This window comes from Rhizobium sp. CB2179, from assembly GCF_057653455.1.
Genome location: NZ_JBYGKR010000003.1, coordinates 28,681 through 52,907, shown reverse-complemented (window position 1 = coordinate 52,907; position 24,227 = coordinate 28,681). Strand labels below are relative to the sequence as shown.

Sequence of the window (24,227 nt, the reverse complement as noted above, 5' to 3'; positions counted from 1 at the left end):
GTGCTCAGATACATTCTCTGGCGCATCGCCGCCATGGTGCCGACACTCTTCGTCATTTCGGCGCTGGTCTTCACCATCATCGAACTGCCGCCCGGCGACTTCTTCGAGAGCCAGATCGCCGAGCTGCGTGCCTCCGGCGAGACCGCCAACCTCCAGGAAATCGAGGAGATGCGCCAGCAATACGGCTTCGACAAGCCGGAGATCGTGCGCTATTTCTACTGGGTCGGCGGCATGCTGCACGGCGATTTCGGCTATTCCTTCGAATACCAGCTGCCGGTCTCCGACGTCGTCGGCGATCGTCTCTGGCTGACGATGCTCGTCTCCTTCACGACGATCCTGCTCACCTGGCTGATCGCCTTTCCGATCGGCATCTATTCGGCCACGCACCAGTACAGCTGGGGTGATTACGGGCTGACCTTCCTCGGCCTGCTCGGCATCGCCGTTCCGAACTTCATGCTGGCGCTGATCCTGATGTATTTCGCCAATATCTGGTTCGGCATCTCGATCGGCCATCTGATGGACCAGCAATATATCTCGGCGCCGATGAGCTGGGAGAAGGCGCGGTCGATCCTCTCTCACCTGTGGATCCCCGTGATCATCGTCGGCACGGCCGGCACGGCCGGCATGATCCGGCGGCTGCGCGCCAACCTGCTCGACGAGATGCAGAAGCAGTATGTCGTCACCGCCCGCGCCAAGGGCCTGCCGCCGCTGAAGGCGCTGGTCAAATACCCGCTGCGCATGGCGCTCAACTTCTTCGTCGCCGATATCGGCTCGATCCTGCCGTCGATCATCTCGGGCGCCGAGATTGTCGCGATCGTGCTGTCGCTGGAAACGACGGGGCCGATGCTCATCAAGGCGCTGCAGAGCCAGGACATGTATCTGGCCGGCTCCTTCCTGATGTTTCTCGCCTTCCTCAACGTCATCGGCGTGCTGATCTCCGACATCGCGCTCGGCTTCCTTGATCCCCGCATCCGTCTGCAAGGCAGGAGCACCAAATAATGTCGCCCCTTCCCGCACCCGGCGCGCCGCTTCCGCACTACGTCTCGACCGCTCCTTTCGATCCGCTTGCGACCGAATCGATGACGTCGGCGCAATCGCGCATCCATCTCGCCTCGCAAAAGCAGCTGATGTGGTGGAAATTCAAGCAGCACAAGCTCGCCTTGATCTCCGGCATCTTTCTCGCCGCCGTCTACCTGATGATCCTGATCGTCGAGTTCCTGGCGCCCTACGGCCTGCACACGCGCAATGTCGATTTCATCCACGCGCCGCCGCAGGCCGTCCATTTCTTCGACAAGGGCAGCTTCGTCGGTCCCTTCGTCTACGGCCGCGGCATGACGCTCGATCTCGACACGCTGCACCGTGTCTATACCGACAGGCCGAACGACGTGCAGCCGATCCGTTTCTTCTGCCGCGGCGACGCCTATAAATTCTGGGGCGTTGTAGCCTCGAACTATCATCTGGTCTGCCCGGCGATCGGCGGCCAGATGTTCCTGCTCGGCACCGATCGGCTCGGCCGCGACGTGCTCTCGCGCATCCTCTACGGCGCGCGGATATCGCTGACGATCGGTCTGATCGGCATTTCGATCAGCTTCGTGCTCGGCATCGTCATCGGCGGCCTTGCCGGCTACCGCGGCGGCGTCTTCGATCTCATCGTCCAGCGCCTGATCGAAGTGCTGCAATCGCTGCCGAGCCTGCCGCTGTGGATGGCGCTGGCAGCCATCATGCCGGTGACATGGAGCCCGATCGTCATCTATTTCGGCATCACCGTCATCCTCGGCATCATCGACTGGACGGGGCTCGCGCGCGCCGTGCGCTCCAAGCTCCTGGCGCTGCGCGAGGAGGATTATGTCCAGGCCGCGCAGCTGATGGGCGCCAGCACGCCGCGCATCATCGGCCGGCATCTGGTGCCGGGCTTCATGTCGCATCTCATTGCTTCGGCGACGATTTCAATCCCCGGCATGATCCTTGGGGAGACCGCGCTCTCCTTCCTCGGCCTCGGCCTTCGTCCGCCAATCACCAGCTGGGGCATTCTGCTGACCGAGGCAAAAAGCGTCAGCGTCATCGCCTTCTATCCCTGGCTGCTCTATCCGATCATTCCTGTTGTTCTTGTCATTTTGGCGTTCAACTTTCTGGGAGACGGCTTGCGTGACGCGGCAGATCCCTACAAATAGCAGGAAACCCGGCGGCGCATCACGGCACCGCCCCCACCTCTTGGCCTCCGGACGGTGGGGTTACTAACTATGTTGCTGACCCCAGAAGGGATGCCAATGTCCAGACGTCTCGAAGATGCGCGCATCCTCATGTACAGCCACGATACTTTCGGTCTCGGCCATCTGCGCCGCTGTCGCGCCATTGCCCATGCGCTGGTCGAGGATTATCGCGGCCTCAATATCCTGATCATTTCGGGTGCCACGATCGCCGGCGCCTTCGACTACCGCGCCCGTGTCGACTTCGTGAAGATCCCGAGCGTCATCAAGCTCCGCAACGGCGAATATACGTCGCTCGCCAGCCATATCGACCTGCACGAGACGCTGAAGATGCGCGAATCGAGCATTCGCCACACGGCCGAGACCTTCCAGCCCGATATCTTCATCGTCGACAAGGAGCCGATGGGATTGAAGGGTGAGGTCGAGGATACGCTCGCCTATCTCAAGGCCCGCGGCACCGTCCTGGTGCTGGGGCTGCGCGAGATCATGGACGCGCCGCATCTGCTCGAGGCCGAGTGGAAGAAGAACAGCGTCATGCAGAAGATCGACCAGTATTACGACAGCGTCTGGGTCTATGGTCCGCCGGATTTCTACGATCCGCTGATCGGCCTCGACGTCCCGGCCAGCCTGCGCCGGAAGATGGATTTCGTCGGCTTCCTGCAGCGCAGCGTCTCCAAGGGCAAGACCTCGATCAACGCCCGCAAGGACAATTACATCCTCGTCACCACGGGCGGCGGCGGCGACGGCTCCGATCTCGTCCATGACGTCATGAACGCCTACGAGGCCGATCCGACGCTGACGCAAAAGGCGCTCGTCGTGCTCGGGCCCTATATGCCGGCCGCCGAGCGCGCCAAGCTGGTGCAGAAGGGCGAAGCCATCCCCTATATCGAGGTGATCGAGTTCGACAACCACATGGAAGAGCTGATCGACGGCGCGACCATCGCCGGCCTCTCCAAACCCGGCTTCAAGGTGCTGATGAAACGCTTCCTCGCCGACCTCGTGCGCGACGTCTCCCGCAACCGCTTCCGCCGCCTCGGCCAGGCGCTGGTGCTGGGGCGCGAATGGCCGGATAGGGGCGAATGGCTGCATGCCCATTTCATCCACACGCCGGCCTCGGTGACGGAATATGCGAGCATCCTCACGGGAACGCCCTGGACCTGTTCGGCGCATGCCAAGGACATATGGACGTCGCCAGACTGGGAGCTGAACGAGAAACTCGGCAGCGCCCGCTGGACCGTCACCTGCACCAGGACGGGCTACGACCATATGCGCGCGCTGACGTCACGCAAGGAGGCCGTGCATTTGAGTTACCACGGTCTCGATCTCGCCCGCTTCGGCCATTTTGCCGGCGAGCGCTCGGACCGGACCGGCAGCGACCCAGACGATCCGGCCTTCATCCTCAGCGTCGGCCGCGCCGTCGAAAAGAAGGGTTACGACGTGCTGCTGCGGGCGCTGGCACTGCTGCCCGCCGAGCTTCACTGGCGCATGGACCATATCGGCGGCGGCGAGGAGCTTGCGAAACTGAAGGCGCTGGCCGCCGAACTCGGGATCTCCGGCCGCATCGTCTGGAAGGGCGCCATGGCCCAGGAAGACGTGCTCGATCATTACCGCCGCGCCGACCTCTTCGCGCTCGCCTGCCGGATCGCCGCCAACGGCGACCGCGACGGCCTGCCGAACGTCCTGGTCGAAGCCTCCAGCCAACGGCTGGTCTGCCTGTCGACCGACGTATCCGGCGTGCCGGAACTGCTGAAGAACGGTGAAAACGGCCTCGTCGTGCCGCCGGAGGACCCGGTAAACCTCGCCGCAGCGCTGGAGGCGGCGATCCGCGACCCGGCGCTGCGCAAGCGGCTCGGCGATGCCGCCGAACGCCAGGTGCGCCAATATTTCGACTATCACTCCAGCATCAGACAGCTCACCGGCCTGTTCGAGGCCGAATGGCAGAAGGCGTCATGACGGCACCGCGTATTTTCTTCTACGTCCAGCACCTGCTCGGCATCGGTCACATCGCCCGCGCCAGCCGCATCGCCAACGCGCTCGTCAAGGACGGTTTCGACGTCACGGTCGTGACCGGCGGCCTGCCGGTGCCGGGCTTTCCGGGCGAAGGCGTAAAGACCGTGGCCCTGCCGGCGGTTGTTGCCAGCAATGCCGGTTTTTCCGGTCTCGCCGATGCCGATGGCCGGCCGGCCGACGAGGATTTCCTCCATGCCCGCCGCCAGCTGCTACTCGATGCCTTTCATGCCGCAAGGCCCGATGTCGTCATCATCGAAGCCTTCCCGTTTGGCCGGCGACAGATGCGCTTCGAACTGCTGCCGCTGCTCGAGGCGATCGACAAGGCAGAACCGCGGCCGAAACTTCTAAGCTCGGTGCGCGACATCCTGCAGGAAAACCGCAAGGCCGGCCGCGACGCGGAGACCGCCACGCTGGTCAAGGATCATTTCGATGCCGTGCTCGTCCACGGCGATCCGGATTTCGTCAGGCTTGAGGACACCTTCCCGCTGACGTCAGAGATCGCCGACAGGCTGCGTTACACCGGCCTCGTCGCAGCCCCGCCGGCGCCCGAACCGACCGAGACATTCGACATCATCGCATCGGCGGGCGGCGGCGCGGTCGGCGCCGCGCTGATCGGCGCGGCAAAAGAGGCGGCAGCGCTGCTGCCCGACGATCTTCGCTGGCTGCTGGTCGCGGGCCCGAACCTGCCTGAGGCCGATTTCGCCGCGCTGCTGGAGGGCGCGGCCCCGAATGTGACGCTGGTGCGCTTCCGCAGGGATTTTCCCTCGCTGCTTCGCGGCGCCAAGGTGTCGATCTCGCAGGCAGGCTACAACACGGTCGGCGATCTCCTGCGCACCCAATGCCGGGCGATCCTCATTCCCTTCGTCGCCGGCGGCGAGACCGAGCAGACGGTGCGTGCCGAACGGCTGCAGGCGCTCGGGCTTGCCGATATCCTGCCGGAAACCGGCCTGACGGCGGGCCATGTGAAAGAGGCGATCGAAAAGGCGCTCGCCGCTCAGCCACGGGGGCCGGTCTCGCTCGACCTCGACGGGGCGGAGAAAACCGCCTCCATCATTCGCTCCATGATTGCCGAATCCCTCGCCTAATCCAAAATTCCTGTGGTATAAGCAATGTTCCGGCGAGAATCGGCACTTTTGCAGCCGGTCCTTTCGCCTTGTTTTCATTGCGATATCGGCGGTCCGGCTGCATGATCCTGTCCTTAGAATTCCTCCCCGTCCCGGCGCCCGGATCGCGCCCCCGGAATTTCCCAGCAAGCTGACGGTTAGCCATGGAAAAAAGCCTCGCCCGCTACATCTGGAAGAACACGCGGCTGCAGCAGCTGTGGATTCTGGCTGTCGTCGCCGCCTCGATGGTGCCCTACTTCCTGTCCTTCGACCTGCCGAAGCAGATCGTCAACGGACCGATCCAGGGTGACGGCTTCGAGGGCCCGGGCGCCACGCAGACCTTCATGCACATTGCCTACGACCTGCCTCTGATCGGCCATGTCGAATTCTTTCAAGGGTTGCAGCTCAACCGCTTCCAGATGTTGATGGCCCTCAGCCTGGTGTTTCTGGCGCTGGTGGTGCTGAACGGCCTCTTCAAATTCTACATCAACACCTATAAGGGCCGGCTCGGCGAGCGCATGCTGCGCCGTATCCGCTTCGAGCTGATCGACCGGGTGCTGCGCTTTCCGCCCATTCACTTCAAGCGGGTCAAATCGGCCGAAATCGCCACCATGATCAAGGACGAGGTGGAGCCGATGGGCGGCTTCACCGGTGATGCCTTCGTCTCCCCTGCCCTTCTCGGCGGCCAGGCGGTCACGGCGCTCGCCTTCATCATCGTGCAGAATTTCTGGCTCGGCATGATCGCCGCCGGCATCGTCGGCGTGCAGGCGATCGTCATTCCGCGCATGCGCAAGCGCCTGCTCGAACTCGGCCGCCAGCGGCAGCTGACGGCGCGCGAGCTCTCCGGTCGCGTCGGCGAAATCGTCGAGGGCATTGGCACGATCCACGGCAACGACACATCCAACCTCGAACGCGCCGACATCGCTTCGCGGCTCGGCCGGATCTTCTCGATCCGCTACGACCTTTACCAGTGGAAGTTCCTGGTGAAGTTCATCAACAATTTCCTCGCCCAGGTCACGCCTTTCCTGTTTTACGCGATCGGCGGCTATCTGGCGCTGCAGGGCCGGCTCGACATCGGCCAGCTGGTCGCCGTCATATCAGCCTATAAGGACCTGCCCGGTCCGCTGAAGGAACTGATCGATTGGGACCAGATGCGCCAGGACGTGCAGGTGAAGTACCAGCAGGTCTACGAGCAGTTCAATGTCGAGCCGCTGATCGACAGCCGCATTCAGGAACTCGCAACCGCCCCGGTCGGCGCGCTGACGGGCGCGTTCGTGGTCACCAACCTGTCGCTCTCAGACGACAGCGGCGCCCGCCTCGTCGACCACGTCTCCGTCGAGATCAAGCCGAACGAGACGGTGGCGATCGTCGGGCCGAACGGCAGCGGCGCGGAAGCCTTCGCCGAAGCGCTCGGCCGCATGGTCTGGCCGGACTCCGGCCGCATCACCATCGACGGCCGCGATCTCCTCGAGATGCCGGAATCGATCACCGGCCGGCGCATCTCCTATGCCTCGTCCGACACCTTCTTCTTCCACGGCACGCTCGCCAGCAATCTGCTCTACGGCCTGAAACATGCGCCGATGACCGATCCCGTGTACGACGAGCGGGAAGCCCTGGAGTATAAATGGCATTCCGCCGAGGCGGAGAAGGCCGGCAACCCGACGCTCGACCTCAACAGCGACTGGGTGGACTACAAGGCCGCCGGCGCCAGCGGGCCCGAGGACATTCTAAAAGCGATCCGCCCGGTGCTCGACGCCGTCCTGATCTCGCAGGACATCCTCGACCTGGCGCTGCGCTCGACCGTCAACACCGACGTGCATGTGGCGCTCGGCGACCACGTCGTGGCGCTACGCGCCTCGCTCAGGGACCGGCTGCGCGACGAGGGGCTCGACACCATCGTCGTGCCTTTCGATTTCGATGCCTATAACGCCCAGGCGACGGTCGGCGAGAACCTGCTCTTCGGCACGATGAAGCGGCCTTTGATGACCAACCGCAGGCTTGCCGCGCATCCCTATTTCCAGCAGCTCTTCCGTGAGACCGGTCTTAGCACCGATCTCTACGACATGGGCCTCGAGATCGCCGAGAACGCGGTGGAACTCTTCCACGACCTGCCGCCGGACCATCCTTTCTTCCAGCAGCTGACCTTCATGACGGCCGACGACATTCCGACCTACCAGGCGCTGCTGCAGAAGCTGCAAAGCCGCCGCTTCGAGGACGCCACGCCCGAGGAGCGTTCGGCCATCATCCGGCTGAGTTTTGCCTATATCGAGCCGCGCCACCGCTTCGGCTTGCTGACGAACGAGCTGATGGACAAGATCGTCAGCGCCCGCAAGCAGTTCCACGAGCATATTCCGGCCGATCTTGCCGAGCTGATCGAGCGCTACGATGCCGAGCGTTTCACCCCGTCGGCAAGCCTGATGGACAATGTGCTGTTCGGCCGTATCGCCTATCAGCAGGCTGACGCCTCCGACCGCCTCCGCGCCATCATGGGCGAACTCTTCGATGCGCTCGATCTTTATGACGACGTGCTGTCGATCGGCCTCGAATTCGACGTCGGCTCCGGCGGCAAACGGCTGACGATGGTGCAGCGGCAGAAGCTGAACCTGGCCCGCGCGCTGTTGAAGCGCTCGGATTATTTCATCTTCAACCGGCCGCTGTCGGCGCTCGACCAGCGCGTTCAGGATCAGATCACCCGCAACATCATCGAGAACCTGCACGAGGAAGGCCATCGGCCGGCGATCATCTGGGTGCTTTCCAATGCCCGGCTGGCGGAGATGTTCGACCGGATCCTGCTCTTCGACCGCGGCGGATTGGCGGAAGCCGGAAACTTTCCGGAACTTTCCGAGAAAAACGGGATGTTCAAGGAACTGTTATCGTAATATTCTATAGGGGCGGCGATGGTGGGTGTTCCCGATGGGAACGCCTCGGAGTTTGAAGATGCCTGGTCCCGTGGGACCCTGCGTCAGGGGATTGAAACGCTCATGCTGTTGAGAGACGAAGTCGAAATGCTGCGAAGGGTGCCGATCTTTTCAAGGATCGCGCCAGCAAAGCTCAAGCTTTTGGCCTTTACCTCCGATCGCATGACCTACAAGGCCGGACAGGACCTCTTCCATCAGGGCGATGTCGGTGATGCCGCCTATGTCATCCTCACGGGTACGGCCGATATCGTCGTCGCCTCGCCGGCGGGCGAGATCAAGGTCGCTGACGTCGAACCCAATTCCATCGTTGGCGAAATCGCCATTCTCTGCGATGTCTCGCGCACGGCAACGGTGCGCGCCACCTCGCCGCTCGAAGTGCTGCGCATCAGCAAGGAGCACTTTCTGAAGCTGCTCAGCGATTTTCCGGAGATGGCCGTGGAAATCATGCGGGTGCTGGCCGACCGCCTGAACCACACCACGGCGGAACTGACCGCGGCCCGGGCGGCGAAACAGCCGCAAATGGCGCAGTAAAAACGCATTCAGCGTTTCGGCGGCCATTGCTGGATGACGACGGACCAGCCGCCGGTCTTGCATTTAATTATAATTGCAATGCATTCAATAATAGAACCGCGCTGCCCGAAAACGAAAGCCTGCATGTTTTTCCACGCAGGCCGGTATGTGCAAGTCCGTCTATTCGCGCTGTTCCAGTGCCCTGCTGAAGGCGAGGGCCGCAAGCGTGCAGATGGCGCCGGACAGCAGGTAGTAGCCGACGAAGGTCAGGCCGAAGCGGCTGGAAAGGCTGAGCGCCACCAGCGGCGCGAAACCGGCGCCGATCAACCAGGCAAGATCCGAGGTGAAGGCTGCACCCGTATAGCGATAGCCGCGGCCAAAGCGGGACGAGATCGAGCCCGTCGCCTGGCCGAAGGAAAGGCCGAGCACGCCGAAGCCGATGATGACGAAAGCGTCATGGCCGCTGTTGCCGGATGCAATCAGGCTCGGCCCGATAAAGCTGAAGACGGCGATGATGACGGCGCAGATTGCAAGCTGGGCGCGCCGGCCGATACGGTCGGCGATCAGGCCCGAGGCGATGATGGTGATGATGCCGACCGCGGCGCCGACCACCTGCACCACCATGAAGGCGCCGATCGGCTGGTTGCCGTAAAGGCTCATCCAGCCGAGCGGGAAGATGGTGACGAGGTGGAACATGGCAAAACTCGCGAGCGGCACGAAGGCGCCGATCAGGATGTCGCGGCCGTGAACGCGCAGCACATCGAGGATGGGGGCTGCTTCCAGCTCGTGCTGTTCCAGCAGCGTGCCGAATTCCTTGGTCATGACGAGGCGCAACCGCGCAAACAGCGCCACCACGTTGATCGCGAAGGCGACGAAGAAGGGATAACGCCAGCCCCAGGAGAGGAAATCCTCACTGGAAAGATTGGCGACGAAATAACCGAACAGGGTGCTGGCCAGCGCAAAGCCGATCGGCGCGCCGAGCTGCGGGATCATCGCATACCAGCCGCGGTGCTTGGCCGGCGCGTTGAGCGCAAGCAGCGAGGCAAGGCCGTCCCAGGCGCCGCCGAGCGCGAAGCCCTGGCCTAGACGGAAAAGCGCCAGCAATGCGATCGACCAGGCGCCGATCTCCTCGTAACCCGGCAGGAAGGCGATCGAGGCGGTGGAGCCGCCGAGCAGGAAGAGCGCGATCGTCAGCTTGGTGCCACGGCCGTACAGCCGGTCGATCGTCATGAAGACGACGGAGCCGACGGGGCGGGCCAGGAAGGCCAGCGAGAAGATGGCGAAGGAATAGAGCGTACCCGTCAGCCTGTCCGGCGCGAAGGGAAAGATCAGCTGTGGAAAGACCAGGACCGAAGCGAGGCCGTAAACGAAGAAATCGAAGAATTCCGACATGCGGCCGATCACCACGCCGATGGCGATACTACCAGGCGAAACCGGTTTGTCGTCGTGAATGCGCCGCGCGTCGCGTTCCAGCGACGACGACGATGGTCCATAATTCGATGTTGTAGCCATAAAACGCCTCCCTCGTTGAAGCGCTTTCGGCAAGGCGCCTCAGCCTGATCTTGATCAAACCTGCAGGCTTATCAAGTCCGTAAGACGCAAATAGTTCATCATGGCGGCTCAAAATGAAGCGTGGGCGGAAAAAATAGCGTGATCCGACCGGCGATTTTCGGATGGGAACGCTGGCATGGCCGGCTCTGGCGGATATATTGATTGAAACATGCGCTCGCCAAAGAATCCTTCTTGATTCAGGATTTCAAAGCTGTAGTGCAACACGATTTATGCCGCGATGCGGCATGCTTGCTGCACTGCGACCAAACACCTCATGTCGCTATCAGGTCCAGTGCGTTAGTCGCGGAACGAACGAAACAACAAGAGCTTAGAGACGTGCTAAAACTCGTGAAGTTTTCCCGCCTTCTATCCGTCTTGCCGCTGCTTTTCCTGGCAGGATGCAACATGGTGGTCATGGCGCCATCAGGCGACATCGCCGCGCAACAGCGCGATCTCATCGTCATCTCGACGGTGCTGATGCTTTTGATCATCATCCCGGTGATCTTCCTGACGCTGTTCTTCGCCTGGCGCTACCGCCGCTCCAATACGGCCGCCACCTACGCGCCGGAATGGCACCATTCGACCCGCCTCGAAATCGTGATCTGGGCGGCGCCGCTGGCGATCATCATCGCGCTCGGCGCCGTGACCTGGATTTCCACCCATAAGCTCGATCCCTACCGCCCGCTCGACCGCCTCGATGCGGAGCGCGCCATTCCGGCCGATACCAAGCCGTTGAACGTCGAGGTCGTGGCGCTCGACTGGAAGTGGCTGTTCTTCTATCCCGATCTCGGCATCGCCACCGTCAACGAACTCGCTGCCCCGGTCGACATGCCGATCAATTTCAAGATCACTGCCTCCTCGGTGATGAATTCCTTCTATATCCCTGCCCTGGCCGGCCAGATCTATGCGATGCCCGGCATGGAGACGAAGCTGCACGCCGTCATCAACAAGCAAGGCGAATATGAGGGCTTCTCCGCCAATTACAGCGGAAGCGGCTTCTCGCACATGCGCTTCAAGTTCCACGGCCTTACCCAAGAGGGCTTTGACGCCTGGGTGGCGCAGGTCAAGCAGCAGGGCACGATGCTCAACCGCGACGCCTATCTGAAGCTCGAGAAGCCGAGCGAAAAGGAGCCGGTGCGTTATTATGCCGGCGCCGATGCCGACCTCTACAATGCCATCCTCAACATGTGCGCCGCTCCGGGCAAGATGTGCATGAACGAGATGATGCATATCGACATGATGGGCGGCGGCGGCAAGGAAAGTGCCGAGAACCGCGAGAAGCTGCGATACGACGACCGTCATGCCGACGAAGGCATCGTGGCGCCCGCCGCCACCGTGCCGGCGACCGGGGCTCCGGCACGCAGCGAGCCCGCCGAGCGGACCGACGGCAACAACATGCAGCACGACATGCCCGGCATGCCTAGCACGCCCGGAATGGACATGCAGCATGAGGGTCATTCCATGCCCGGCATGAGCAATGGCGCCGATCCGGCGCCGGCGCAGCTCAACAATAACAATTAACCTGGCGCTTTGCGTCGCAAGACATAATGAACGGGTTGTTCCATGTTTTCCAATCCTGACCTCCTGAAGTTCGTCTTCGGCCGGTTAACCCTCGATGCCATCCCCTATCACGAGCCGATCCTGGTCGTGACCTTCATCGGCGTCGTCATCGGCGCCCTCGCGGTGCTCGGCATCATCACCTATTTCAAGTTCTGGGGTCCGCTCTGGCGCGACTGGATCTGCAGCGTCGATCACAAGAAGATCGGCATCATGTATGTGATCCTCGCCGTCATCATGCTGTTGCGCGGCTTCTCCGACGCGATCTTGATGCGCATCCAGCAGGCGATCGCCTTCAACGGTTCGGAGGGCTATCTGCCGCCGCACCATTACGACCAGGTCTTCACCGCCCACGGCGTCATCATGATCTTCTTCGTGGCGATGCCCTTCGTCACCGGTTTGATGAACTTCGTGGTGCCGCTGCAGATCGGCGCGCGCGACGTCTCCTTCCCCTTCCTCAACAACTTCTCGTTCTGGATGACCACCGCCGGCGCGATCATCATCATGCTGTCGCTGTTCATCGGCGAATTCGCCCAGACCGGCTGGCTCGCCTACCCGCCGCTGTCGGGCGCTGCCTACAGTCCGGGTGTCGGTGTCGATTATTATATCTGGGGTCTGCAGGTGGCCGGTGTGGGAACGACGCTTTCGGGCATCAACCTGATCGCCACCATCGTCAAGATGCGCGCTCCGGGCATGACCTTCATGAAGATGCCGGTCTTCACCTGGACGGCGCTTTGCACCAACGTGCTCATCGTCGCCTCCTTCCCGATCCTGACGGCAACGCTCGCCCTCCTGTCACTCGACCGCTATGCCGGGACGAACTTCTTCACCAACGACCTTGGCGGCAATCCGATGATGTACATCAACCTCATCTGGATCTGGGGCCATCCGGAGGTCTATATCCTCGTGCTGCCGGCCTTCGGCATCTTCTCGGAAGTCGTCGCCACCTTCTCAGGCAAGCGCCTCTTCGGCTACGCCTCGATGGTCTACGCGACCTGCGTGATCATGATTCTGTCCTACATCGTCTGGCTGCACCACTTCTTCACCATGGGCTCGGGCGCCAGCGTCAACTCCTTCTTCGGCATCACCACGATGATCATCTCGATCCCGACGGGGGCGAAGATTTTCAACTGGCTCTTCACCATGTATCGCGGCCGCATCCGCTTTGAGGTGCCGATGCTGTGGACGGTCGGCTTCATGGTGACCTTCGTCATCGGCGGCATGACCGGCGTCATGCTTGCCGTGCCGCCGGCCGATTTCGTGCTGCACAATTCGCTGTTCCTCATCGCCCACTTCCACAACGTCATCATCGGCGGCGTTCTCTTCGGCATGTTCGCCGGCGTGAACTACTGGTTCCCGAAGGCGTTCGGCTTCAAGCTCGATCCCTTCTGGGGCAAGATGAGCTTCTGGTTCTGGCAGATCGGCTTCTGGTTCGCCTTCATGCCGCTCTACGTGCTCGGCCTGATGGGTGTCACCCGCCGCGTCAGCCAATTCGAGGACCCGTCCCTGCAGATCTGGTTCATCATCGCCGCCTTCGGCGTCGGCCTGATCGCGCTTGGCATCGCCGCCTTTCTCATCCAGATCGTCGTCAGCTTCATGAAACGCGAGGAATTGCGCGACGATAGCGGCGATCCCTGGGACGGCCGCACGCTGGAATGGTCGACATCCTCGCCGCCGCCGGATTACAACTTCGCCTTCACGCCTGTCGTGCACGATCATGACAGCTGGTACGACATGAAGAACCGTGGTTATGCACGTCCGCTGGAAGGCTTCCGGCCGATCCACATGCCGAAGAATACCGGCACCGGCGCGATTTTGTCGGCCATCAGCGTCGCCCTCGCCTTCGGGCTGATCTGGTATATGTGGTGGCTGGTGGTCGTCTCCTTCGTCGCCATGCTGATGGTCGCGATCGGTCATACCTTCAACTATGGACGCGATTTCCACATTCCCGCCGAAGAGGTGACCGAAACGGAAGGCAAGCGCACCGCGTTGCTTGCCGAGCAGGTGTGATGACCATGAGCGATCAGACTATCGACACGGCCGAAAAGCCTGAATTCTACCTGACGGAAGACCATCATCCTGAGAACAGCACCAATCTCGGCTTCTGGCTCTACCTGATGAGCGACTGCCTGATTTTCGCGGTGCTGTTTGCAACGCACGGCGTGCTCGGCCGCAACTATGCCGCCGGCCCGTCGCCCGCCGACCTCTTCGACCTGCCGATCGTTGCCCTCAACACCTCGATGCTGCTGTTTTCGTCGATCACCTACGGGTTCGCGATGCTGCAGATGGAGCGCAACGCCAAGGCGGAAACGCTATTCTGGCTTGGTGTGACCGGCCTGTTCGGCGCGGCTTTCATCGGGCTCGAACTCTACGAGTTCATCCACCTGATCCACGAAGGCGCCGGGCCGACGCGCAGCGCCTTCCTCTCCTCCTTCTTCACCCTGGTCGGCACGCACGGCCTGCATGTCACCTTCGGCATCATCTGGCTGATCACGCTGATGGTGCAGGTGTCGATGCACGGGCTGATCGAGGCCAACCGCCGCCGCCTGATGTGCCTTTCGATGTTCTGGCACTTCCTCGACGTCGTCTGGATCGGCGTCTTTTCCTTCGTCTATCTGCTGGGAGTTCTCGGATGAGTTCGCAAGCACCTGCCCACGAAGATGCCCACGAGGCTCATCACGGCCACAGCCACGGCCATCAGGCCGGCCATGGCACATTCCGCAGCTACATGACGGGCTTCGTGCTCTCCATCATCCTGACCGCCATTCCCTTCTGGCTGGTCATGTCAGGCGTCTTCGAAAGCCCGGCGGTGACGGCGGTGCTGGTGATGGGCCTCGGCGCGATCCAGATCGTCGTCCATATGATCTTCTTCCTGCACATGAATACCAGGAGCGAGGGCGGCTGGACGATCATGGCGCTGATTTTCACCCTCATCATCGTTGCCATCGCGCTCTCCGGTTCGCTCTGGGTCATGCATCATCTCAACACCAACATGATGCCGATGAGCCCCGAGATGATGAAGAACATGCCGTGACGACGACGAAGGGGCGGCGGCAGCGCCACCCGCAGGCGTCCTCGGAAAAATCGGATCGACGGCGTCATCGGGCAAAACGCGCGATCTTCGCCGTCTGCCTGATACTGCTTGCCGCGGCACTCGCGGCACTCGGCACCTGGCAGGTCGAGCGGCTGGCCTGGAAACGCGACCTCGTCGCCCGCGTCGACCAGCGTGTGCATGCACCACCCGTGCCGGCACCGGCACGCGCCGACTGGAACAAGATCAATGCCACTGATGACGAATACCGGCGGGTGACCGCGGCCGGGATGCTGGCGAACGACAAGGAAACACTGGTCTATGCCTCGACCGTGCTTGGGCCGGGCTATTGGGTGATGACACCGCTGACACTTGCCGACGGGACATCAATCCTCGTCAATCGCGGCTTCGTGCCGACCGAGAGGCGCGACCCGGCTTCACGACGCGAGGGCGAAGTGTCAGGCCCGGTCGAGATTTCCGGGCTGATGCGGATGACGGAGCCGAAGGGATCGCTGCTCAAATCCAATGACGTCGCCGCTGACCGCTGGTATTCGCGCGACGTCGCGGCGATCGCGCAAAAGCGCGGCGTCGGTACGGTCGCGCCCTATTTCATCGACGCTGATGCCACCGCCAACCCGAAAGGCCTGCCTGTCGGCGGCCTGACCGTCATCGCTTTCCCCAACAACCATCTCCTCTACGCGATCACCTGGTATGGGCTGGCGGCGATGGTGCTGGCATTGCTGGTGTTCATTCTTCGCGGCGAGAGGGCCACTCGCATAAGGCAGCAGTGATTGTCCTTATGAAGCGACCCGGCTGATCGCCTCGACGAGCTGCGCTTGCGAGAACGGCTTGCCGAGGCGTGGCAGATTGGCAATGCCGGCGCCTTCTGGGATTTCGGCATAACCGGTTGCGAGGATGATCGGCATGTCGGGCCAATCCTTGCGGATCGCCTCAGCGAGCTGCGCGCCGGTCATGCGCGGCATGGCATGGTCGCAAATCACCAGGTCCACCTGCTGCTCGCGCAGGATGTCGAGCGCTTCGGGACCCGCCATCGCCTCGAACACGGTATGGCCGAGATCCTCCAGCATCAGCGTCGTATTCATCAGGACCAGACCATCGTCGTCGACGGCGACGATGCGTAGCCGGCGCGGCGCATTTTCCACCTGTTGCGGCCGCTCGGCAGCGGCCTCGGTCACCTGTTCGGCAAGTGCGACCGGGAACCACAATTCGGCCGTCGTGCCTTCGCCAAGGCTGCTCTTCATCATCAGGCGGCCACCGGACTGGGATGCAAGGCCCTGCACCATGGAAAGGCCGAGACCAGTGCCCTTGCCGACACCCTTGGTGGTGAAGAACGGCGTGATCGCCTGCTCCAGCGTCTTGGCGTCCATGCCCTCGCCTTCGTCGATCACCGCTATACGGACATAACGGCCGGGCGGCAGCTGGCCCTTGCCTGATGGCAGCGATTCCTCGGATGCGCGAAGCACAATCCGGCCGCCGGACGGCATGGCGTCGCGGGCGTTGACGACAAGGTTCAGGATCGCCATCTCCAGCTGGTTCGGATCGGTCAGGATCGTCGGTAGCCTGACGGGGAAAGAGGTCTCGATCATGGTCAGGGGACCGAGCGAACGGCTCAGCATATCCATCATCCCGCGGACCAGACCGGAGACGTCGATCGGCTCCATGTGCAGTTCCTGGCGGCGGGAAAAGGCCAGCATGCGCTGCGTCAGCGCGGCACCGCGCTGGGCGCCCTGCATGGCATTATCAACAAGCGATGTCAGCGCGAGATCCTGCGGCATGCGTTTCTTGAGGATTTCAAGGCTGCCGAGGACGGCCATCAGCAGATTGTTGAAATCATGGGCGATACCACCGGTCAACTGACCGATCGCCTCCATCTTCTGCGACTGGAAGAGCTCTTCGCGCGCCTGCTCCAGTGCCCGCTGGGTCTCCATCTTCTCGGTGATATCGCGGGTGATCTTCGCAAAACCCAACACATCGCCTTCCTCGTCGCGGATGGCGTCGATGACGATGCTGGCCCAGAAACGGGTGCCGTCCTTGCGCACGCGCCAGCCTTCCCTCTCGAACCGGCCCTCGGCGCGCGCGATGCCGAGCGCGGTCTCCGGCAGACCGGCTTCGCGGTCTTCGGGAGTATAGAAGGTCGAGAAATGCTGACCGATGATTTCTTGCGGCCGATAGCCCTTGATCCGCTCGGCGCCGAAGTTCCAACTGCTGACATTGCCAACGGGATCGAGCATGTAGATCGCATAGTCCGAGACGCCCTGGACCAACCGGCGGAACTGTTCCTCGCTCTGGCGGATCGCGTTTTCGGCGGCCCGGCGTTCGGTCAGGTCGCGGGTGATCTTGGCATAGCCGATGAGCTCGCCGGAGGGACGGCGGATCGGATCGATGACCACATGCGCCCAGAAGCGGCTGCCATCCTTGCGCCGGCGCCAGCCTTCTCCCTCGAACCGGCCGTGCTCCTCGGCCGTGGCCAGCGCGCGCTGCGGTAGCCCCGCGGCACGGTCCTCTTCGAGATAGAAACGCGAAAAATGCTCGCCGAGAATTTCGGAAGGCTTGTAGCCTTTGAAGCGCTGGGCGCCGGCGTTCCAGCTGGTGACGATGCCTTCGGGGCTCAGCATATAAATAGCGTAGTCGGTAATGGCATCGACCAAAAGGCGAAAGCGTCCCTCTTCGTCGAGAGACGTGTCATGTCGATCTAGCACTTCCATATGCCCCTCTGAGTCACCAGCGCTTTATAACGCAGCACGGGGCGGATAGTTCCGAAGCAGTGTAATTTCAAACGGCCTTGACCTGTGGGTAGAACCGCTCGCCAACGCGCTCGGCAGCGGCATAGGCCTGCGAGACGATCTCCGGCACAAGATCGATATCGGGCAGGCTGCCGAGGCCGAGCGGCCCGACGGCAAAGAGCCCGGCCACCGTCGAACCGTCCTCAAGGAAGGGTTCGCCGCGCGCATTGACCGCGAGCCCGAGCGATAGCTCGTCCGGCATGGCAAGGCCAGCGGAAAGCAGGCTCTGCATCAACGGCGCTGATAGGTCAGGCGCCTGGCAGCGGCAATCGATGATGCGCTCGGCATGGATGACCTCTTCGCCGGCGGAACCGGCCGGCGTAAAGAACAGGCCGCTCAGGCCCCGGCGGCCGGCCCGGCCGCGGCGCAGCACCGTGCGGCCTTCGGCGAGCTCGCGTTTCAGGCGCAGGTGCATGGCCTCCGGCAGGCGGTTGCGATGGCTGTCGTAGATTGCCCTGAGGTGGCGGTTGAATTGATGCTTGTCGCGGGCCGGCAGCGAGCGCCAAAGCGAGCGGGCATGTTTTCTGAGGCCGTTCATCACCGATTGCCAGCTTCGCCCGGCTTCCTCCGCCTCGCGACAGGCTTCACGGATGAAGCGGACGATCTCCGGCAGGCTCTGCGGCAGCGCTTCGGCCGGGAAGACCGGATCGGCGGAATTCGGCGTATGGCTCTGCGGCAGGAAGCCGCGCCGCGAAACGATCGTCACCTGGCCGGCATAACCGGAATCGCGCAGCTGCAGCAGCTGGTCGACGACGCGGATGCCGCTGCCGAACAGCACCGCATGCGGCCGCGCGACGAGGCGCTGGGCCCTGACCGGCGAAGCGTCCTCACCGCCGGCATCGGGCGCCGTCAGCCCGTAGCCGGTGGCGAGGATGACGGTATCGAACAGGGGATTGGCGGGATTGGCGCTTTCGAGCAGGAAGCGGTTGCCGTGGCTCCTGCGGATCGCCACGACCGGATCGTTGCAGACCTGGACGGTGATGTCCCTGCGCGCGGCCAGTGCTTCCGAAAAGCGCTGGTAGACATAATCGCTGAAGATCTCCTTCGGCACGAAGATCTGCCGGAATCCGGGGATGGCGGCCGGCACGGCGGCGCGGAAAGCGGCGTTGCTGCAGAGCCAGTCGTTGAAATCGTCATTGTCGCCGACCGAGACCGAGAGATCCCGGACACGGGTGTTGAGGATCGTCGAGGAACGCACCGAGGCCAGCGCCTGCCCACCGCTGACCGACGAATTCGGATCGAACAGCTGGAGGTGGAAGGGGGCGCGCACTGTCTTCATCAATGCGATGGCCGTCATCATCCCGGAAAAGCCGCGCCCGACGATCGCAATGCGCGGCACGGCTGATATCTGCGCCGCCGCATTGGCTCTGGCGGAAAAAAGTCCCTGAACCGTCATCGCAACTCCTTTGCGGCTTCATCCGCACCCTGGGTCGATCGAGGTTTCAACGCATAAAACAGTGGTTCACGCGTTGATGAGGTTCATGCGGCCATTCACAACACCTGCCGCGTCATCGGGCTCCGAACCAGCGGCCCCGCAACGAAACTAGGGGAGCAAGCACGCTCGTCCATAGTCTATCAAACTGGTAGTGTATGAAAGCGCTAAATGGCGCAGGTGGCAAGAGGTTTGTTGCCACTTATCTGCAAGATATTGAAATAAAACATAATTTAGACGTATTCCGTGGAAGCTCGGTCGACCTGTGCTCCCCGAGCCGGGAATTGAACTTAAAAATGTCAGATTGGCAGCGGCCTCAACTGCCCTCGCCCGGATATTGTTTTGCCTTCAGCAGGCCCGCCAGATGCGCCATGTTGCGGGCCAGCATGTCGACGGCATTGGTCACGACCTTCGGCACCTTGTCGAGATCGACGAAATTGGTGGACCCCATTGCCTCGCCAACCCAATAGGCGACTGCATTGGCCGGAATGGTGAAACCGACGTCGTTCAGCGCCTGGAAGAGCTCGGCCGACACATGATGGGCGCCGTCCTCATTGCCGACGACGGCAACCGTCGCGACCTTGCCATAGGAGACCATGCGGCCCTCATCGTCCGTCTCCTCGAGGAAGGCGTCCATGCGCTCCAGCGCCCGCTTGCAGACACTGGATGGCTGACCTAGCCAGATCGGCGTCGCCATCAGCAGGATATCGGCGGAGAGCACCTTGGCGCGAATATCAGGCCAGTCATCGCCGGCGCCTTCGTCGGAGGTGACGCCCGGCTTGACGTTGAAATCGGCGAGGCGAAGCACTTCGGTCACGACGCCGTGAGCGGACATCGCCTTGTCGATCAGACCGATCATCCGGTCGGTCGAGGACGCGTCCTTGGCGTCGCTGGTCTTCAGCGTGGCGTTGAGGGCGAGGGCTTTGAGCGGCATGGCTCTCTCCGGTAGCGGTCGGCGGTTGGCGTTCGCCTGCTGCAACCCGTTCGCGCGCAGATTGTTCCCGCCCGGATGCGAGGCGACCTCACGTAAAAATAACCAACTGGTGAATTCTTTACTTGAACCCCCAAATGGAATCGGCAAAAGTGAAGATGCTATCAATCCCTTCATGGATTTGCCGTCTTTTCGGGCCAGCGTCCGACCACACATCTATTGGAAAAAATACCGTGAGCAGCGATGCGTTAACACGCGCGACGAAGCCTTCGGCTTCGATGGCGCTTGCAACTGCGGCAGGCTGGGGCCGAGGCCTCTTCACATTGGTGCGTATCACCATGATGGCCTTCCGCCACCCCTGGCAATCCGGCTTTGCGATCGGCGCCACGCTGGTCGCCTCGACCTTCCAGCTGATGATCCCGCGCCTTCTCGGCCACGCCGTCGACCACACGCAGATGGCGATGACCGGCGGTGCCGCGGGCCAGGCGGCACAGGACGCGCTTTTGACCACGGCGCTGCTGCTGCTTGGCGCCAGCGTGCTGCGCGGCCTCTTCACCATGGTCCAGAACTATTACAGCGAAGCCGTCGGCCATCACATCGGCTACGAATTGCGGCTGGCCTGCTACGAGAAGATCCAGCGACTTTCTTTCAGCTTTCATGACACCGTGCATTCCGGCGACCTGATCACCGTCGGCCTGCTCGATCTCGAAGGCGTGCGGATGTACTTTTCCACCGCACTCGTCCGGATGATCCTGCTGTCGATCCTGATCGGCATCGGCGCCTATATGCTCTTGTCGACCGATATCCTGCTCGGCCTGCTGGCGATGAGTTTCGTGCCCTTTGTCGGCTGGCGCTCGTCGGTGACGCAGCTCAAGCTGCGCGCCACCTGGCTCGACCTGCAGGAGCGGCTTTCGGTGCTGACCCGCATCATGGAGGAAAATCTCGGCGGCATCCGCGTCGTGCGCGCCTTTGCCGCCCACCAACACGAGATTTCGAAGTTCGAGGCCGCGTCGAAGAGCGCGCTGGCACTCGCCCATCAGCGCGTCGGCATCCGCGTCACCAACACCAGCGCCATGACCCTTTCCTTCTTCGCGGCGATGGGCCTGGTTCTGTGGGTCGGCGGCGGCAAGGTGATGTCGGGCGAAATCACCGTCGGCACGCTGGCCTCGTTCCTGACCTTCATGACCATCCTGCAGATGCCGGTGCGCCAGCTCGGCCTGATGGTCAATGCTTTTGCCCGCGCCTCCACCTGCGGCTCGCGCCTCTTTGCCCTGCTCGACCTCGACGTCGCGATCAAGGATGCGCCGGATGCGAAGGAGCTGAACCTTACCGACGGCGTGCTGCGCTTCGAAAACGTCAGCTTCGCCTATCCGGGTTCTGAAAAGCGCACCGTTCTTGACGATGTCTCCTTCGAAGCCAGGCGCGGCCAGACGATCGGCATCGTCGGGCCTCCCGGCAGCGGCAAGTCGACCATTGCCCATCTTATCCCCCGCTTTTACGACGTCAGCGGCGGCAAGATCACCATCGACGGCCAGGACATCCGCAAGGCGACGCTGCAATCGCTGCGCCGGGCGGTTGCCGTCGTGCAGCAGGATTCCTTCCTGTTCACGACGACGATCGAAAACAACATCGCCTATGGCGACCCGTGGGCGAAGGAAGGCCGGATCGAACGCGCCAGCGAAAGCGCCCAGCTGCACAATTACGTGCTCGGCCTTCCGACAGGTTACGGCACCGTCGTCGGCGAGCGCGGCGTTTCGCTGTCGGGCGGCCAGCGGCAGCGTCTTTCGATCGCCCGCGCGCTGATGCTGAAACCGGCAGTGATGATATTCGACGATTCGACGGCGGCAATCGATGCGGCCACCGAGCAGCGCATTCGCGGCGCCATGCGCCGCTACGCCGCCGACCGCGTGACGATCATCGTCGCTCACCGCCTGAGTTCGCTGATGCATGCCGACCAGATCCTGTTCGTCGAAGACGGCCGGATCGTCGAGCGCGGCACGCATGAGGCGCTGCTGTCGCTGGGCGGGCGCTACAAGGCGCTTTACGAGCTACAGGTGCGGCCGGGCGACGAGGTCTTGAGCGCCTAGCAGGAATTCCCTTCTTCTGCCCACCGGGGAGAAGAGCGGACAAGCAATGACTATGCAGGCCACCGGACGTGATGGCCGCGGGAGGAATGGCATGGCCGAGGAACTGGAAACCGAGCGTCCCGACGTTCGCGAGGATGGACGCCGCCCGCCGCGGGCGGTGGTCGGTTCGCATCGCGTCGAGGAGGAGATGTTCGGCAAGGCCTTCGACGGCAATATCGTCAAACGCATCTGGGGTTTCGTTCACCCCTATCGCCGCCAGGTCGTGTGGTCGGTCGTTGCCGTTTTGACCTTCACGATGATGCAGCTCACCATCCCGCTGATCATCCGCTATGCCATCGACCACGGCATGTCCCCGGGCGGCAACCACTCGGCGCTGGCCTGGTCGATCGTCGCCTTTTCCATCGCCATATCAATCAATTATGCAGCGAGCTACGCGCAGGAGACGCTGGTCGGCGGCGTGGCGGAGGACGTGCTCTTCGATATCCGCAAGGCGATGTTTTCGCATCTTCAGCACGTCTCGCTCTCCTTCATGGACAAGACCGAAGTGGGCCGGCTGATGTCGCGGCTGCAGGGCGACGTCAACTCGATGCAGGAATTCCTCGAAACCTCGGTGCTGTCAGTCGGAGACATCGTGCTGCTCTTCGGCATCGTCTTCGTCATGCTCTATCTCGATTTCAAATTGGGACTGCTGACGCTCTCGGTGCTGCCGGTACTGTTTATCGTCCGGCTGTTCTGGCTGCCGCTGGCGCGCAAATCCTTCATGGCCGCGCACGAGACCAATTCGATTGCCGCCGGCGCCCTCGCCGAAGCGATCCACGGTGTGCGTGCGGTCCAAAGCATGGACAGGCAGGGCGTCAACTTCACGCTTTACGACGACAAGGCGCATGCCAACTTGCAGACGCATCTGACGGCGGCGCGCTATGCGCAGGTGATGGTGCCGATCGTCGACAGCCTGACCGGCGTGGCGATGGCGCTCGTCATCGTCGTCGGCGGCGCCCGCGTCCTCAATCAGGCGCTCGATGTCGGCGTGCTCGTCGCCTTCCTGTTCTACATCCAGCGCTTCTTCGACCCGATCCGTTCACTGACCCTGCAATATTCGGTGATGCAGCGCGCCATGGCGTCTGGCCAGCGGTTGACCGAAGTGCTCGACGTACCTGTCGACATCAAGGACGCGCCCGATGCCAAGGCCTTGTCGCGCGACATGGACGGCTCGGTGGAATTCAAGGACGTCGTCTTCGGCTACAATCCGAAACATCCGGTGCTGAAGCATGTCAGCTTCAAGGTCAATCCCGGCGAGACGGTGGCACTGGTCGGCCCGACAGGGTCCGGCAAGTCGAGCTGCATGTCGCTGATCCATCGCTTTTACGACGTGCAGCAGGGCCAGGTGCTGGTCGGCGGCGACGATGTGCGTCATCTGACGCAGGATTCGCTCGGAGCGCAGATCGCCATGGTGCTGCAGGAACCCTTCCTCTTTACCGGCACCGTTTTCGAAAACATCCGCTACCACAAGCTGGAGGCGACGCGCGAGCAGGTGATCGAGGCGGCAAAGGCCGTCGGCGCGCATGACTTCGTGATGCGCCTGCCCGATGGTTACGACAGCGTTCTCGGCGAGCGCGGCGGCAACCTTTCGCTCGGCCAGCGCCAGCTGTTGAGCTTTGCCCGCGCATTGGTGGCGGACGCAAAGATCCTCGTGCTCGACGAGGCGACGGCCAATATCGACAGCTATACCGAGATGCTGATCCAGAAGGCGCTGGTGAAGCTGCTCGAAAACCGCACCGGCCTCGTCATCGCCCATCGGCTTGCGACGATCCGCGAGGCGGACCGCATCATCGTGCTGCAGAACGGCGAAGTCATCGAAAGCGGCAACCACCGCCAGCTGATGAAGAACGGCAAACTCTATTCCAAGCTCTACAATCTGAACTACTCCTCCTTCGACGACATTCCCGAAGACGTGCTGGAAGAGACGACGGCAGCGGAATCGGCGACCTAGCGCATCGTGGTTTCCGACAATCGGAGCCGATTTTCGGAAAGCACGATGCGAGGATTGAAAGTGTTAGAGCGTCGTTTGTGCTGCCGTAAAGACGCA

The 24,227-nt window shown here is 62.3% G+C and carries 16 protein-coding genes and 2 pseudogenes; 14 read left to right on the top strand and 4 right to left on the bottom strand.

What is annotated here, in order from left to right; translation table 11 throughout:
- The 7 genes and pseudogenes from AC244Q_RS28525 (at nucleotide 1) to AC244Q_RS28495 (ending at nucleotide 8,769) form a co-directional block, all read left to right on the top strand.
- A complete protein-coding gene (locus AC244Q_RS28525) occupies nucleotides 1-999 on the top strand; it encodes an ABC transporter permease (RefSeq protein ID WP_003553525.1) in 999 nt (332 codons plus the stop codon).
- Nucleotides 999-2,171, top strand: a complete 1,173-nt coding sequence (locus AC244Q_RS28520) for an ABC transporter permease (protein WP_164902331.1) — start codon at nucleotides 999-1,001, stop codon at nucleotides 2,169-2,171. The genes AC244Q_RS28525 and AC244Q_RS28520 overlap by 1 nt, the downstream gene beginning before the upstream one ends.
- Nucleotides 2,172-2,267: 96 nt before the next feature.
- Nucleotides 2,268-3,146 (top strand): annotated as a pseudogene (locus AC244Q_RS28515) (glycosyltransferase family protein); the annotation flags it as partial.
- A gap of 3 nt (nucleotides 3,147-3,149) precedes the next feature.
- A pseudogene (locus AC244Q_RS28510) lies at nucleotides 3,150-4,160 on the top strand (glycosyltransferase); the annotation flags it as partial.
- Nucleotides 4,157-5,302: a glycosyltransferase family protein gene (locus AC244Q_RS28505; protein WP_128407032.1), complete on the top strand. Its 1,146-nt coding sequence runs from the start codon at nucleotides 4,157-4,159 to the stop codon at nucleotides 5,300-5,302. The pseudogene AC244Q_RS28510 and the gene AC244Q_RS28505, both read left to right, overlap by 4 nt.
- Nucleotides 5,303-5,484: 182 nt before the next feature.
- Nucleotides 5,485-8,199 (top strand): ABC transporter transmembrane domain-containing protein, encoded by a 2,715-nt coding sequence (locus AC244Q_RS28500; protein ID WP_128407033.1) that lies wholly within the window; start codon nucleotides 5,485-5,487, stop codon nucleotides 8,197-8,199.
- Nucleotides 8,200-8,301: 102 nt separating this feature from the next.
- Complete coding sequence (locus tag AC244Q_RS28495) at nucleotides 8,302-8,769, top strand: cyclic nucleotide-binding domain-containing protein (protein ID WP_012763550.1); 468 nt, start codon at nucleotides 8,302-8,304, stop codon at nucleotides 8,767-8,769.
- A 159-nt stretch (nucleotides 8,770-8,928) separates the two neighbouring features.
- On the opposite strand, the gene AC244Q_RS28490 is transcribed toward AC244Q_RS28495, so the two are convergent.
- The gene (locus tag AC244Q_RS28490; RefSeq protein WP_003553508.1) at nucleotides 8,929-10,260 is read right to left on the bottom strand and encodes an MFS transporter; all 1,332 of its coding nucleotides are present in this window, start codon (nucleotides 10,258-10,260) and stop codon (nucleotides 8,929-8,931) included.
- Between the two features lie 375 nt (nucleotides 10,261-10,635).
- Between AC244Q_RS28490 and cyoA the strand changes: the two genes are divergently transcribed.
- Genes cyoA through AC244Q_RS28465 form a run of 5 tightly spaced genes read left to right on the top strand, consistent with a single transcriptional unit; the run spans nucleotide 10,636 to nucleotide 15,678 of the window.
- A complete protein-coding gene (cyoA, locus tag AC244Q_RS28485) occupies nucleotides 10,636-11,820 on the top strand; it encodes a ubiquinol oxidase subunit II (protein WP_128407034.1) in 1,185 nt (394 codons plus the stop codon).
- 42 nt (nucleotides 11,821-11,862) lie between these two features.
- Nucleotides 11,863-13,866, top strand: coding sequence for a cytochrome o ubiquinol oxidase subunit I (gene cyoB, locus AC244Q_RS28480; RefSeq protein WP_128407035.1), 2,004 nt, complete (start codon nucleotides 11,863-11,865; stop codon nucleotides 13,864-13,866).
- Nucleotides 13,867-13,871: 5 nt separating this feature from the next.
- Nucleotides 13,872-14,492: a cytochrome o ubiquinol oxidase subunit III gene (gene cyoC / locus AC244Q_RS28475; RefSeq protein ID WP_025397699.1), complete on the top strand. Its 621-nt coding sequence runs from the start codon at nucleotides 13,872-13,874 to the stop codon at nucleotides 14,490-14,492.
- Nucleotides 14,489-14,890, top strand: coding sequence for a cytochrome o ubiquinol oxidase subunit IV (gene cyoD, locus AC244Q_RS28470; protein WP_003553502.1), 402 nt, complete (start codon nucleotides 14,489-14,491; stop codon nucleotides 14,888-14,890). The genes cyoC and cyoD overlap by 4 nt, the downstream gene beginning before the upstream one ends.
- Nucleotides 14,887-15,678 (top strand): SURF1 family protein, encoded by a 792-nt coding sequence (locus tag AC244Q_RS28465; RefSeq protein ID WP_128407036.1) that lies wholly within the window; start codon nucleotides 14,887-14,889, stop codon nucleotides 15,676-15,678. Before cyoD ends, AC244Q_RS28465 begins: the two co-directional genes overlap by 4 nt.
- Nucleotides 15,679-15,684: 6 nt before the next feature.
- Here AC244Q_RS28465 and AC244Q_RS28460 read toward each other — a convergent pair whose 3' ends face one another.
- The 3 genes from AC244Q_RS28460 to AC244Q_RS28450 all read right to left on the bottom strand — a co-directional run bounded on the left by AC244Q_RS28460 (nucleotide 15,685) and on the right by AC244Q_RS28450 (nucleotide 20,057).
- Nucleotides 15,685-17,613 carry a hybrid sensor histidine kinase/response regulator gene (locus AC244Q_RS28460; RefSeq protein WP_128407037.1) on the bottom strand — a complete coding sequence of 643 codons (1,929 nt, stop codon included), beginning with the start codon at nucleotides 17,611-17,613 and terminating at the stop codon, nucleotides 15,685-15,687.
- Nucleotides 17,614-17,680: 67 nt separating this feature from the next.
- Entirely contained in the window at nucleotides 17,681-19,087 is a 1,407-nt protein-coding gene (locus AC244Q_RS28455; protein WP_128407038.1) for an FAD/NAD(P)-binding protein, read from the bottom strand.
- Nucleotides 19,088-19,439: 352 nt separating this feature from the next.
- A complete protein-coding gene (locus tag AC244Q_RS28450) occupies nucleotides 19,440-20,057 on the bottom strand; it encodes a flavodoxin family protein (RefSeq protein ID WP_128407039.1) in 618 nt (205 codons plus the stop codon).
- Between the two features lie 122 nt (nucleotides 20,058-20,179).
- On the opposite strand from AC244Q_RS28450, the gene AC244Q_RS28445 reads away from it, so the two are divergent.
- The gene (locus AC244Q_RS28445) at nucleotides 20,180-22,141 is read left to right on the top strand and encodes an ABC transporter ATP-binding protein (RefSeq protein ID WP_206641096.1); all 1,962 of its coding nucleotides are present in this window, start codon (nucleotides 20,180-20,182) and stop codon (nucleotides 22,139-22,141) included.
- 91 nt (nucleotides 22,142-22,232) lie between these two features.
- Nucleotides 22,233-24,131 carry an ABC transporter ATP-binding protein gene (locus tag AC244Q_RS28440; RefSeq protein WP_128407040.1) on the top strand — a complete coding sequence of 633 codons (1,899 nt, stop codon included), beginning with the start codon at nucleotides 22,233-22,235 and terminating at the stop codon, nucleotides 24,129-24,131.
- Nucleotides 24,132-24,227 lie beyond the last annotated feature (96 nt).